The sequence below is a fragment of the Pseudomonas sp. UMAB-08 genome (assembly GCF_900095225.1).
GTDB lineage: Bacteria > Pseudomonadota > Gammaproteobacteria > Pseudomonadales > Pseudomonadaceae > Aquipseudomonas.
The window spans coordinates 106245-120239 of record NZ_LT607425.1; the positions used below are offsets into that span (position 1 = coordinate 106245).

Here is a 13995-nt window from a genome sequence, read left to right on the forward strand (position 1 = left end):
AAGTCTAACAGAGCTTGTCAGCTCACGACCCGTCGCGGTGTGCCCGCGAAAAACGCGTGGGCATTTTCGCTGAGTTGGCCGACGATCCGCTGCCGGGCTTCGCGACTGCCCCAGGCGTTGTGCGGGGTGACGATCAAGCGCGGAATGTCGCCCGCCAACAGCGGATTGCCGTTCACTGGCGGCTCGACGGTCAGCACATCCGTTGCGGCGCCGCCCAGATGCCCGTTGCGCAAGGCATCGGCGAGCGCTTGTTCGTCAATCAGGCCGCCACGTGCGGTATTGATCACAAAAGCGTGGGGTTTGAGCAGGCCGAGCTCATAGGCGCCGATCATGTTCCGGGTGTGTTCGTTGAGCGGGCAGTGCAGGGTCAATGCATCGACTTGCGGCAGCAGTTCTTGCAGCGGCACACGGTCATCACGCTCAGGGCGGCCGGGTATCTGCCCCAGTAGCACGCGCATGCCGAAGGCTTCGGCCAGCTTCGCGACGGCGCCGCCGAGTTCGCCATAACCCAGCATGCCGAGGGTTTTGCCTTCCAGCTCGACGATAGGGAAATCCAGCAGGCAGAACTGTTTGGCGTGCTGCCAGCCCCCATGCTGCACCGCGTTTTGATAGTCCGGCAGGCGGGTCGCCAGCGCGAGCAGCAGCATCAGCGTGTGTTGCGCCACGGAGGCAGTGCCATAACCCTGGCAGTTGCTGACCACAACCCCATGTTCACGGGCCGCGACCAGGTCGACGTTGTTGGTGCCCGTGGCGGAAATCAGCACCAGCTTCAAATCGGGACACGCCGCGAACGTGCTGGCATCTATCATGATTTTGTTGGTAATCGCCACCTGCGCGCCTTGCAGACGTTCGATCACCTGTTGCGGTGTGCTGGTGGTGTGCAACTGCAAATCGCTGAAGTGTTCACGCAGCTCGCTGAGGTCAAGATCACCCAGGTCCAGAGACGTATGGTCGAGGAAAACTGCTTTGTGATGATTGCTCATGGGATGAGGCGCCTTATTGAAAATATAAGGTCCAGCCCGAAATGGCTGGAGGCACTGGAAAGGTATCAATTTCTGGTAGTCGACGCGACCGTCTGGGGGAGGTGTCCGTATTCGGCGGCACGCGCAACTGTTCAGCCACAAACAGTCGCGCAACAGCTTGTGCAGTGAGAAGCACACTCGGGTATTTCGATATTCTGTTAACTCATTGTTTTTTATTGATATTTATCTTTGGCACGGTTGCTGCTCTATCACTGTGGACGGTGCTGAGTCGGCACGTGGGCGGGGAAAGGCAATGTCTGAGTTCACAGAAAATCGGGAGACGGTTCCCACCACGCTTCCAGAGTGGCTGTTGTTGCAAGCAGGGCAACACCCAACAGGCATCGCCTTGCGCCATAAACATTTGGGTGTGTGGCAAGTGCGCAGTTGGTCTCAGGTCGCCACGCAGGTGCTCAGTCTTGCCACGGCATTGCACCTGCGCGGTTTTACCCCTGGCGCAACGCTGACCCTGTTAAGCCGACCACGGCCCGAAGCCTTGCTGGCGACGTTGGCTGCTCAGTGGCTCGGCGGCGTGGCCGCGCTGCTCGACCCGCTGGATGCTGCATCAGAGCAAACAGCCTTGCTGGAGCAACTGCAACCCGACTTTATCTTTGCCGAAGGGCTGGAAGAACTTCAGCGGGTGGACGCCGCGCACCTGGCCCCGCAGCTGGTGTTCTATGCCGACGGCCGCACGGTCACAGGCAACGCCGATGGGCAGGGCAGGTGGGTCGCCTACGCAAGCCTGGTGGAGCAAGCACCGAATCTTGAATTGCCGGTTCGAGGGCATTCCCAGCACACGGCCTTTGCATTTTATCGGCGTGGTGAGGGCGGCGTCCTTGAGCAGCAGCGAATCAGTCACGCCGAACTGTTGAATGAAGGCCGACATCTGGTTGAGGTTCAGCAGTTGGGTAGTCATGAGGAAGCATTGGCCGCCAGGGCGTTCGCCGCGGGTGGGCAAGCCCGCTATCTACTGGCTCCCTGGCTGATTGCAGGTTTCCGTTTGAATTTTCCGGAGAGCCTGGCCACTCGGGATAACGACCGTCGCGAACTCGGGCCGACCCTGGTGGCGGGCACCCGCGAAACCTATGGCCGCCTGCATGCGCTGGTCTTGACCCGGTTGCCGCCCGTGGGCAGTTGGCAGCGGCATCTGGTCGAGTGGGCGTTGGCCAGCAGGCCGGGTGTTGTCCGCAGAGTGCTGGGCGATTGGTTGATCCGCAGGCCGTTGCGCGATGTCCTCGGCTTTAGCCGTACGCACGCCGCGCTGCTGGTGGGTGACGCGTTACCGGAAAACACCAAAGCATTCTTTGCATTGCTGGGTATCAACATCCAGGGGTGGCCAGACCCGGGTCAATGGCAACCCCGGCCCCGAGCGTCAGCAGAGCGGGTCGATGGATGGATTAATGACGGCCCGCAATTGGCCTGATCAGGAGCACGACGATGTCTCAGGCTACTCGCGCAGTACCGCAGCCTTTGCTGGAACTGGAACATATTTCGCTGTCGTTCAAGGGTGTTAAAGCCATCACCGATATCAGCTTCGCCGTCGCCCCCGGTGAGATCTGTGCCTTGATCGGCCCCAATGGTGCCGGCAAGAGTTCGCTGCTCAATGTGATCAATGGTGTTTATCAGGCACAGGAGGGGCGGATCAGTTTCAACGGTGAAGTTCACCGCCGCATGCACCCGCACGCCGCCGCGCAACGAGGCATTGCCCGGACGTTTCAGAATATTGCGCTGTTCAAGGGGATGAGTGTTCTCGACAACGTGCTGTGCGGTCGCAATCTCAAACGCCGCAGCACGTGGGTCGAACAAGCACTGCGCCTGGGGCGTGCAGCGGCTGAAGACGACCGCCAGCGTGAAGCCGCCGAGCGCGTGATCGAGTTTTTGCGGATCCACGCCTGGCGTGATGCGATCGTGGGCAAGTTGCCTTACGGCTTGCAAAAGCGTGTCGAGCTGGGTCGTGCATTGGCCGCTGAACCCACGCTCCTGCTGTTGGACGAGCCCATGGCCGGGATGAACGCCGAGGAGAAGCAGGAAATGAGCCGCTTCATCGTCGACATCAACCGGGAGTTTGGCACCACCGTGGTGTTGATTGAGCACGATATCGGCGTCGTGATGGGCATCTCGGACCATGTGGTGGTGCTCGACTACGGCAGCAAAATCGGTGATGGCACCCCAGAGGTGGTACGCCGTGATCCCAAGGTAATCGCCGCGTATCTCGGCACCCGACACTGACACCCAGGCATGAGTCGGCTCCCTCGAATGACCCGGGGAGCAGGTCAGCGTATGCCGAACAACAGGTGATTTAGCATGGAATTTTTCTTCGAAGTACTGATCGGGGGGCTGCTGGCCGGGGTGATGTACTCGCTGGTCGCCATCGGTTTCGTCCTGATCTACAAGGCTTCGGGCGTGTTCAATTTCGCCCAGGGGGCCATGGTGCTGTTCGCTGCCCTGACGTTTGTCAGCCTGGTTGAGCGCGGCATTCCGTTTTGGCTGGCGTTCGTTATTTGCCTGGCGGTGATGGTGGTGCTGGCGCTGTTGGTCGAGCGGATCGTGTTACGGCCGCTGGTCAATCGCCCGCCGATCATCCTGTTCATGGCCACGTTGGGTCTGTCTTACGTCATCGAGGGCTTCGCCCAGTCACTCTGGGGCTCCCAGGTGCATGGCCTGGAGTTGGGCATTAGCGACGAGCCTCTGGAAATCAAAGGCATGCTCCTGTCGCAGTTCGACCTGTTCGCCTCCGCTACCGCAGCCCTTTTGGTGGTGGTGCTCTCGGTCCTGTTCAACAAAACGCGGGTTGGCTTGTCGCTGCGGGCAGTGGCTGACGATCCGCTGGCAGCCCTGGCGGTAGGGGTGAAGCTGCCACGTATCTGGGCATTGGTCTGGTCGGTGGCCGGTTTTGTCGGGCTGGTCGCCGGGCTGCTGTGGGGCGCGCGCCTGGGGGTCCAGTTCTCGCTCTCCTTGATCGTTCTCAAAGCGTTACCCGTGTTGATCATCGGCGGCTTTTCCTCCATCAGCGGCGCGATCATCGGCGGGCTGATCATTGGTGCGTCGGAGAAGTTGGCAGAGGTGTATCTGGGTCCCCTTATCGGGGGCGGTCTCGAGAACTGGTTTCCCTATGTGCTGGCCTTGCTGTTCTTGCTGGTGCGGCCAGCGGGATTGTTCGGCGAACGTGCCATCGAGCGGGTTTAAGGAGAACACATATGTTCTATAAAGAAGCCGGCCAGTTCAGCACGACCTATGCGGCGGACCGTCGTGTGTTTCGTCTCAGGCAGGACCGTTATGGGCTGGTCCTGCTATTGGCCTTTGCGTTTATCGGTGTGCCCTTCATCGGCAACGACTATTGGTTCAGTGCCATTCTCATTCCATTCCTGGTGCTGTCGCTGGCCGGGCTGGGGCTTAATCTGTTGACGGGCTATGCCGGTCAATTGTCGCTGGGGTCAGCGGCCTTCATGGCCGTTGGTGCGTTCGCCACTTACAATTTTGAACTGCGCATATCGGGTCTGCCGCTGCTGGTCAGTATTGCGCTGGGCGGTGTCACCGCCGCACTGGTTGCGGTCGTGTTTGGATTGCCCAGTTTGCGCATCAAAGGCTTTTACCTGCTGGTGTCGACCCTGGCCGCACAGTTCTTCGTGGAATGGGTGCTGACTAAATTCGACTGGTTCTCCAATAACAACGCGTCCGGTGTCATCACTGCGCCGCCGCTGAGCATCCAAGGTATCGATTTCAGTACGCCGGTCGGTCGCTATCTGCTGACCCTGGGCATCGTGGTCGCGATGTTCTGGCTGGGTAAAAACCTGGCGCGCAGTGAGCTGGGGCGCAACTGGATGGCGGTGCGGGACATGGACACTGCCGCCGCAGTGATCGGTATTCCCATCCTCAAGAGCAAATTACTGGCCTTTGCCATCAGCGGGTTTTTCCTCGGCATCGCCGGCTCGCTGTGGGCGTTTACGTACCTGGGAACGGTCGAGCCCCACGGCTTTGATCTGAACCGGTCGTTCCAGATCTTGTTCATCATCATTATCGGCGGTCTGGGCAGCATCCTCGGCAACCTGCTGGGTGCTGCGTTTATCGTCTTGTTCCCGGTGCTGCTCTCCAACCTCGTCAGTTTGCTACCGGTGGGCCTGATCGATTCCGGGCAGTTGGAAAATGCTCAGAAAATGATTTTTGGCGCATTGATCATCATCTTTCTGATCAAAGAACCCGAGGGCCTGGCGCGCCTCTGGCAACGATTTCGCGAGCGCGCACGGCTCTGGCCGCTGCGCTACTGAGTGAACCCCCGCGTGACCGGACGCTCGTCCATCTCAACCCTTTAAACCTGCTAATCGCCCTGATTCGATAAGGATAATTCCGATGCTAAAACGCACCTTTGTCAGAAGCCTCGCTTTGGCGCTGAGCCTGACCGCTACAGCCATGACTGCGCATGCCGACAACGAGCAGTACTTTCCCTTACAGAGCTACCGGGTCGGTCCCTACGCAGCCGGCGGTACCGGCTTTTTTGGTGGGTTTATCGACTACATGCAGTACGTCAATGCCAACGGTGGCGTGAACGGGGTCAAGCTGACCTGGAGCGAGTGCGAGACCGAGTACGTGGTAGAGAAGGGCGTTGAGTGCTACGAGCGTCTGAAAAAAGGACTTAACGGCGCGCCTGCTGCGGCGACCAACCCACTGTCGGTGGGGATCGCCTACGCGACGCTGGAGCGCTCGACCGCAGACAAGTTGCCGTTGATTACCATCAACCACGGCCGGACCGACTCCACTGACGGCAGCGTCTTCCCCTACGTATTTCCGTTGCAACTGAACCCTTATTCAGAAGTGTCGGCCATCATCAACTACATCGGTCAGCAAGCCGGCGGGCTGGACAAGCTCAAGGGCAAGAAGATTGTGACCCTCTACCACGGCTCGCCGTACGGTAAGGAAACCAATGAGGTGTTGCAGACCCTGGCCGACAAGTACGGCTTCGAGCTGACCCTGGCTGAAGTCCCGCACCCAGGCAACGAGCAGCAGTCACAGTGGCTGAACATTCGTCGGGCCAAGCCTGACTGGGTGATCCTGCGTGGCTGGGGGGTGATGAACCCGGTTGCGTTGAAAACCGCGCAGAAGGTCGGCTACCCGGCAGACCACATTATCGGCAATATCTGGAGTAACTCAGAAGAGGATGCCGCACCGGCGGGCGCTGCGGCCAAAGGTTTTATTTCCATCACCACTCACCCGTCAGGCACTGACTTCCCTGTGCTGCAAGGCATTAAGAAGTCAGTACTGGATGCGGGTAAAGGCAACCTGGAAGACCCGAAACGGTTTGGCACGGTGTACTACAACCTCGGTGTGGTAAACGGCATCCTCAACGTTGAAGCGGTGCGGATCGCTCAGGAGAAATTTGGCAAAAAACCACTGACGGGTGAACAGGTCCGTTGGGGTTTCGAGCACCTGAACATCGACGAAGCACGACTCAAGGCGCTGGGGGCCGAGGGCCTGGTACAGCCGTTGAAACTGTCCTGCTCGGATCATGAGGGCGGTGGTGCCGTGCGCTTCCAACAATGGGACGGCCAGAAATGGAACCTGATCAGTGATTGGGTGCAGGCCGACCGTGCGTTGTTGCGGCCGATCATCGAGGCCTCTTCGCATAAGTACGCGCAAGAAAAAGGCATCACGCCACGCGATTGCAGCAAGGAGTCTTAAGCCGTCTATGGCCGAAGAGGGCTGCATGCGCTTCGGCCTCGTCACCCCTGGAGAGCGTTATGGCTGATACACCCATCCTGCAAATCGACAACATTGAAGTCCTGTATGAAAAAGCGATTCTTGCCGTCCGGGGCGTGTCGCTGAAGGTGCCCGAAGGTGCCGTCGTGGTCCTGCTCGGTGCCAATGGCGCGGGCAAGAGCACAACCCTCAAAGCCGCTTCTAACTTGATCAGTGCCGAGCGTGGGGAGGTGGTCAAAGGGCAGATTCTCTATCGAGGGCAGAACATCACCCGCAGCTCGACCAGCCATTTGGTGGCCAATGGTCTGGCGCAGGTGCTTGAGGGCAGGCACTGCTTCGCGCACCTGACCGTGGAGGAGAACCTGTTGATTGGGGCGTTTGTGCGCAAGCCGTCGCGGCAGGCATTGAAAGCCAGTCTTGAGCGCATTTACGCCTACTTCCCACGGCTCAAGGAGCGGCGCAAAAGTCTGACGGGCTACACCTCAGGTGGTGAGCAGCAAATGGTCGCCATCGGTCGTGCGCTGATGGCTGAGCCACGCCTGGTGTTACTGGATGAGCCTTCGATGGGGCTGGCACCACAGATTGTCGAAGAGATTTTCGAGATCGTCGATCAGCTCAATCGTCATGACGGCGTGAGCTTTCTGATCGCCGAACAGAATATCAACGTCGCTTTGCGTTATGCCCAGTACGCCTATGTGCTGGAAAGTGGCCAAGTGGTGAGCGAGGGACCGGCGCACATCCTGGCCCAGCGCGAAGACATTCATGATTTTTATCTGGGCGGAAAGGGCGCTGCCGTTAATGGCTAGAGACACCTGGTCGTGGGCGGCGAACACCTGAAAGCTACGGCGCAAAGGATTGTGCGGGTACTCGATCACCCAACTGTATCTTTTGCACGGTTGGACGAAGGCGTAATGTGGCCAGCACTAATAGAGTGCTTATTGCTCACATGCTCGATATGGAGGCCCCATGTACTGGACGGAATTTCTGACTGTTGCCCTGATACACCTGCTCGCTGTCGCCAGCCCCGGCCCTGACTTCGCCGTGGTTGTGCGCGAAAGCGTGACACACGGCCGCAAGGCAGGCACCTGGACCGCCATGGGCGTCGGCACGGCGATCTTCGTGCATGTGGGTTATTCGTTACTGGGCATCGGCCTGATCGTGTCGCAGTCGATCGTATTGTTCAACGCCCTCAAATGGGCGGCGGCCGCGTATTTGCTGTACATCGGCATCAAGGCCCTGCGCGCCAAACCGGCCAGCGCCACCGATGCGCCCGTCAGCCTGCCCGTGGGCGAACGTACCGCACGCGGTGCCTTTACCAGCGGTTTCGTTACCAATGGACTCAACCCCAAGGCGACGTTGTTTTTTCTGTCGTTGTTCACCGTTGTCATCAACCCGCACACCCCGTTGATGGTGCAGGCCGGTTATGGCGTGTACCTGGCCGTCGCGACAGGCGTCTGGTTCTGTCTGGTGGCGCGGTTGTTCAGCCAGGAGCGCGTACGTGCAGGGTTTGCACGGATGGGCCACTGGTTCGATCGGGCGATGGGCGCGGTGCTGGTTGCGCTGGGCGTGAAGCTGGCCTTTACCTCGATTAATTGATGTCGGCGTCGTTTGGCCCGGGTCTGCTCCCTCTCTGCGGGAGCAGGCGTGCAATAGGCCACACCCCTGATAATCCCCTGATACGGATCACTGCTTGATGGCGCAATGCCTGCATTCCGGCCCGTCCGCAAATCATCCCTTTGGCTGATTTGGCTGGCTGGCAAGGTCTCTAAAGTGCATATTTTTAAGCCAAGACTGTGCACTCAGAAAAGGGACTCCTATGTTGCAGACTCGCATCATTCCGCCAGCTGATGGCGCCTACCAGTACCCTCTTTTGATCAAACGGCTATTGATGTCGGGTAGCCGTTACGAAAAAACTCGCGAGATCGTCTACCGGGACAAGCTGCGCTACAGCTACCCGACCCTGAATGAGCGCATTGCCCGTCTGGCTAACGTCTTGACTGCTGCGGGGGTCAAGGCCGGGGATACCGTGGCCGTAATGGACTGGGACAGCCATCGTTACCTGGAGTGCATGTTCGCGGTGCCGATGATTGGCGCGGTCATCCACACCATTAATGTGCGCCTGTCACCCGAGCAGATTCTCTACACCATGAACCACGCCGAAGATAAGTTCGTGCTGGTCAACAGCGAGTTCGTGGGGCTTTATCAGGCTATTGCCGGGCAACTGACCACGGTCGAGAACACCATTCTGCTGACCGATGCCCCGGAAAAGACCGCCGATCTGCCCAACCTGATCGGCGAGTACGAGGACCTGCTGGCGGCCGCGAGTACGCAGTATGAGTTCGAGGACTTCGACGAAAACTCGGTCGCCACAACCTTCTACACCACCGGCACCACGGGTAACCCCAAGGGTGTGTATTTCACCCACCGGCAATTGGTGCTGCACACCATGGGGGTGGCGACGATCATGGGCTGTATCGACAGCGTGCGGCTGCTCGGCACCAATGACGTGTACATGCCCATCACCCCGATGTTCCATGTGCATGCCTGGGGCGTGCCTTATGCCGCGACCATGCTCGGGCTCAAGCAGGTCTATCCCGGTCGTTACGACCCGGAATTGCTGGTTGAGCTATGGCGCAAGGAGAAGGTTACGTTCTCCCATTGTGTACCGACCATCCTGCAGATGGTGCTCAACGCCAAAGCCGCTCAGGGCACGGACTTCTCCGGCTGGAAGATCATCATCGGCGGCAGCTCTCTCAACCGTGCGACCTATGACGCAGCCAAAGCCAAAGGGATTCAACTGACTGCGGCTTACGGCATGTCTGAAACCTGCCCGCTGATTTCCGTCGCGCATTTGAATGACGAGATGCTGGCCGGCAGTGACGACGAACGCATCACCTACCGGATCAAAGCCGGCGTGCCCGGGGTGTTGGTGGATGCGGCGATCATCGATCTGGACGGAAACTTCCTGCCGGCGGATGGCGAGTCTCAGGGCGAACTGGTGCTGCGCGCGCCCTGGCTGACGGAGGGCTATTACCGCGAGCCGGAAAAAGGCGCCGAACTGTGGGCGGGTGGCTGGCTGCACACCGGCGATGTCGCGACGCTGGACAGCATGGGCGTGATCGATATTCGGGACCGGATCAAGGACGTGATCAAGACGGGCGGCGAATGGGTGTCCTCGCTGGCACTCGAAGATTTGATCAGCCGGCATCCAGCGGTACGTGAAGTAGCAGTCGTCGGTATCGTCGACCCGCAGTGGGGTGAACGGCCTTTCGCGTTACTGGTGATACGCGAAGAGCACAACATCGGCGCCAAAGAGCTGAAGGAACATTTGAAGCCCTTTGTCGAACTTGGGCACATCAATAAGTGGGCGATTCCAAGCCAGATTGCCCTTGTTACTGAAATTCCCAAGACCAGTGTCGGCAAGCTCGACAAGAAGCGTATCCGCCTGGATATCATCGAGTGGCAGAAGACCAACAGCACCTTCCTCTCGACCCTCTGAGTGCCTTTTGCCGTGCTCGCTGAGCACGGCAAGCCCCCAAGCAAGCGCTTGTCTTGCCAAATCCTGAAATTACGCCATTCTCCCGGTGCCCGCCGTGACTGGTCGGTCGAAATAGCCGTGCCAGAGGGTTTGCCGCTGTAAATCACACTTTAGAGGGATCAAGTGCTAGTACCTGCTGGCTATAGTCGGCACAGGGTCTTAGTAAGAGCGGATATAACGCCTCCCTCGTATTGCAGTCTTCCGGGCTGCCCGATGGCGTTAACACTCAAGAGCACTTGAGCCGGTCTGGAAAAGCCCACTGCCATAACAATAAAAGCACATGGAGTAGCGTCGATGACATCAGTTAACCAGTTCTGGCGCCGGGCGAAATTGCCTCTGGCCGTCAGCCTCGCCTCTACGCTCGCCGGTCCGGCATTTGGCGTAAGTTTCAACATCGGTGAAATCGAAGGTCAGTTCGACTCGTCGCTTTCGATAGGCGCCAGTTGGTCTACGCAGAATCCCAACAAGAATCTCATCGGCTCCAACAACGGCGGCCACGGCCTGTCGCAGACCTCCGATGATGGCCATTTGAATTTCAAGAGCGGGGAAACGTTCTCGAAGATCTTCAAGGGCATTCACGATCTTGAGTTGAAATACGGCGACACCGGTGTGTTTCTCCGGGGCAAGTACTGGTATGACTTCAAGCTCAAGGACGATGATCTCAACTTCAAGAACATCAGCGACAGTGGCCGCAAGGAAGCCGCGAAAGCGTCGGGCGCCGAGCTGCTCGATGCATTCGTTTACCACAACTACTCCATCGGTGATGAGCCCGGTTCCGTGCGGTTGGGTAAGCAAGTCGTCAGTTGGGGGGAAAGTACCTTCATCCAGGGCGGTATCAACAGCATCAACCCGGTCGACGTGTCGGCCTTCCGCCGTCCTGGTGCGGAAATCAAGGAAGGCTTGATTCCAGTCAACATGTTCTACCTCTCGCAAAACATCACCGAGAACCTCTCGGCCGAGGGTTTCTACCAGATTGAGTGGGACCAGACGGTCGTCGATAACTGCGGCACCTTCTTCTCGCAACCGGACGTGATCGCCGACGGCTGCAACAACAACCTGGCCGTACTGAAAACCAAAAATGGTCTTAATAGCGCGTTGCCAGCCGGTTTGCGTACACCCGTGTCCAATAGCCTGGCGGCCCAGGGCGTTACCTTCGGCAACCCGGATGAAGGCGTAATCGTGCGTCGTGGTCCTGACCGTGACGCCCGCGACAGCGGCCAGTTCGGCCTGGCCACGCACTACATGTTCGATCCACTGGACACCGAGTTCGGTGCCTATTTCATGAATTACCACAGCCGCAATCCGATCTTCAGTGGTAAAGGCGCCCCGGCGAGCGCTTATAGCCCTGCAAACCTGGTCGGTTCGCTGGCTCGCAATGGCATACCGCTCGGGACTGCTGCGGCTTTGGCACCTACCCTGCTGCCGTTGGTCGTGGCCGGCAACTCCAGCTATTACGTTGAATACCCGGAAGACATTCGTCTGTACGGCCTGAGCTTCTCTACCACCCTGCCTACCGGTACGGCGTGGAGTGGTGAGGTCAGCTACCGTCCGAACGCGCCGGTGCAACTCAACACCACCGACATCTTGTACTCCGGTCTTACGCCTTTGAACCCGAACGTATCGCTGCTGCAAGGCAAGCCGGGTGCTGACCAGTCGGGTTATCGTCGCAAGGAAGTCACCCAGTTCCAGACCACCTTCACCCAGTTCTTCGATCAGGTGATGGGCGCCGAGCGACTGACTGTCGTGGGCGAAGTCGGCTGGACTCACGTCGGTGGGCTGGAAAGCACCTCGAAAGTCCGTTATGGCCGTGACCCGAGCTACGGCCCAGGTCCTCTGCCTAATGGTCAGTGCGCCACGCTCAACGCCAGCACCCTGGCCGGCGGCGCCCAGAACAACGTCTCGCGTTATTGCGAAAACGATGGTTTCACCACGGCTGACTCCTGGGGCTATCGTGCTCGTGCGATCTGGGATTACAACAGCGTGTTTGCAGGTATCAACCTCAAGCCAAGCGTGGCCTGGTCGCATGACGTCTCCGGCTACTCGCCGGGTCCTGGTGGCAACTTCGAAGAAGGGCGCAAGGCTGTCAGCCTGGGCCTGGATGCCGAATACCAGAACACCTACACCGCGAACCTTTCGTACACCAACTTCTTCGACGGCAAGTACACCACTGTGGATGACCGCGATTTTGTTGCGCTCAGCGTTGGCATGAACTTCTAAGAATACGGTTTTTTTCAGGACGACTATGAACATGAAAATGACAAAGGGTCTGTTACAAGTCGGTGTACTGGGTCTGTCATTGCTGGCGACCGGGGTGATGGCTGCAGTGTCGGAATCCGACGCCGCCAAACTGGGTACAACCTTGACGCCGATGGGCGCCGAAAAGGCCGGCAACGCCGCAGGGACGATCCCTGCCTGGAGCCCGCTGCCGAAAAACGCGGGCGCTGTGGACAGCAAGGGTTTCCTGGCTGACCCCTATGCTCAGGAACAACCGCTGTTCGTGATCACCGCGCAAAACGTCGATCAGTACAAAGACAAGCTGGCGCCAGGGCAAATAGCGATGTTCAAGCGCTATCCGGAGACTTTCAAAATGAAGGTCTTCCCGTCCCACCGCGGCGCGACTGTGCCTGATGATGTGTTCGCAGCGATCAAAGGCAACGCGACCAAGACCAAACTGGTCGCGGGTGGTAACGGCCTTGAGAACTTCAAGACCGCGATCCCATTCCCTATCCCGCAAAACGGTTCTGAGGTGATCTGGAACCATATCACCCGTTATCGCGGTGGCAGCGTTCAGCGTCTGGTAACCCAGGCCACGCCGCAGGCCAACGGCTCCTACAACCTGGTTTACTTCAAGGATCAGTTCGTTTTTCGCGATAACGTGAAAAAATCGGGCGCTGACGACGCAAAAGCCAAGTCTGGCGATGAAGACGAGAAAACCGGTGACACCAGCAACATCCTTTTCTACTTCAAGCAGGAAGTCACCGCGCCAGCGCGTCTGGCCGGTGGGGTACTGCTGGTGCACGAAACCCTCGATCAGGTTAAAGAACCGCGTATGGCCTGGGTGTACAACGCCGGTCAACGTCGCGTACGTCGCGCGCCACAAGTGTCCTATGACGGGCCGGGTACCGCAGCAGATGGTTTGCGTACCTCGGACAACCTGGACATGTACAACGGCGCACCTGATCGTTACGACTGGAAACTGATCGGCAAGCAGGAAATGTACATCGCCTCCGACAGCTATAAGCTCGACGATCCGACCCTTAAATATGCCGACATCATCAAGGCCGGTCATATCAATCAGGATCTGGCTCGCTATGAACTGCGTCGTGTCTGGCACGTGACCGCCACCTTGAAGGAAGGCCAGCGCCACATCTATGCCAAACGTGACTTCTTCATCGATGAAGACACCTGGCAGGCAGCGGTGATCGATCACTACGACGGTCGTGGTCAACTGTGGCGTGTGGCGGAAGCTCACTCCCAGAACTACTACAACGTACAAGTGCCGTGGTACACCCTGGAAACCCTCTACGATCTGCAATCGGGCCGTTATCTGGCGCTCGGTATGAAGAACGAAGAGAAGGCGGCTTATAACTTCAAGTTCGAGGCGAGCGTCAGCGACTTCTCTCCTTCGGCCTTGCGTCAGTCTGGCGTACGGTAACGATTCATCGCTAAACGCACACTGAAAACGCCCCGACTGTTCGGGGCGTTTTCTATTGAGAACCCCTTGTTCACGGGGAGCGATGCATATTG

At 58.5% G+C, this 13995-nt stretch carries 11 protein-coding genes; 10 read left to right on the forward strand and 1 reads right to left on the reverse strand.

Translation table 11 applies throughout. The features are described 5' to 3' along the window. Nucleotides 1-17: 17 nt before the first annotated feature. Entirely contained in the window at nucleotides 18-983 is a 966-nt protein-coding gene (locus K0F75_RS19070) for a 2-hydroxyacid dehydrogenase (RefSeq protein ID WP_219063518.1), read from the reverse strand. Between the two features lie 292 nt (nucleotides 984-1275). Here K0F75_RS19070 and K0F75_RS19075 point away from each other — a divergent pair, with 292 nt between their 5' ends. The 10 genes from K0F75_RS19075 to K0F75_RS19120 all read left to right on the forward strand — a co-directional run bounded on the left by K0F75_RS19075 (nucleotide 1276) and on the right by K0F75_RS19120 (nucleotide 13903). Next, on the forward strand, nucleotides 1276-2442 hold the full coding sequence (locus tag K0F75_RS19075; protein WP_219063519.1) for an AMP-binding protein: 1167 nt from the start codon (nucleotides 1276-1278) through the stop codon (nucleotides 2440-2442). Between the two features lie 14 nt (nucleotides 2443-2456). After that, nucleotides 2457-3248: an ABC transporter ATP-binding protein gene (locus K0F75_RS19080; protein ID WP_219063520.1), complete on the forward strand. Its 792-nt coding sequence runs from the start codon at nucleotides 2457-2459 to the stop codon at nucleotides 3246-3248. 75 nt (nucleotides 3249-3323) lie between these two features. After that, a complete protein-coding gene (locus K0F75_RS19085) occupies nucleotides 3324-4205 on the forward strand; it encodes a branched-chain amino acid ABC transporter permease (RefSeq protein ID WP_219063521.1) in 882 nt (293 codons plus the stop codon). A gap of 11 nt (nucleotides 4206-4216) precedes the next feature. Continuing rightward, nucleotides 4217-5284, forward strand: a complete 1068-nt coding sequence (locus K0F75_RS19090; protein WP_219063522.1) for a branched-chain amino acid ABC transporter permease — start codon at nucleotides 4217-4219, stop codon at nucleotides 5282-5284. A gap of 82 nt (nucleotides 5285-5366) precedes the next feature. Next, entirely contained in the window at nucleotides 5367-6692 is a 1326-nt protein-coding gene (locus K0F75_RS19095) for an ABC transporter substrate-binding protein (protein WP_219063523.1), read from the forward strand. Between the two features lie 59 nt (nucleotides 6693-6751). Continuing rightward, nucleotides 6752-7516, forward strand: coding sequence for an ABC transporter ATP-binding protein (locus tag K0F75_RS19100; RefSeq protein WP_219063524.1), 765 nt, complete (start codon nucleotides 6752-6754; stop codon nucleotides 7514-7516). Nucleotides 7517-7676: 160 nt separating this feature from the next. After that, nucleotides 7677-8306, forward strand: coding sequence for a LysE family translocator (locus K0F75_RS19105; protein WP_219063525.1), 630 nt, complete (start codon nucleotides 7677-7679; stop codon nucleotides 8304-8306). Between the two features lie 220 nt (nucleotides 8307-8526). Continuing rightward, nucleotides 8527-10209: a fatty acid--CoA ligase gene (locus K0F75_RS19110; RefSeq protein ID WP_219063526.1), complete on the forward strand. Its 1683-nt coding sequence runs from the start codon at nucleotides 8527-8529 to the stop codon at nucleotides 10207-10209. 333 nt (nucleotides 10210-10542) lie between these two features. Next, complete coding sequence (locus K0F75_RS19115; RefSeq protein ID WP_219063527.1) at nucleotides 10543-12465, forward strand: DUF1302 domain-containing protein; 1923 nt, start codon at nucleotides 10543-10545, stop codon at nucleotides 12463-12465. A 31-nt stretch (nucleotides 12466-12496) separates the two neighbouring features. Further along, the gene (locus K0F75_RS19120; protein WP_219063528.1) at nucleotides 12497-13903 is read left to right on the forward strand and encodes a DUF1329 domain-containing protein; all 1407 of its coding nucleotides are present in this window, start codon (nucleotides 12497-12499) and stop codon (nucleotides 13901-13903) included. The last annotated feature ends 92 nt before the right edge of the window (nucleotides 13904-13995 follow it).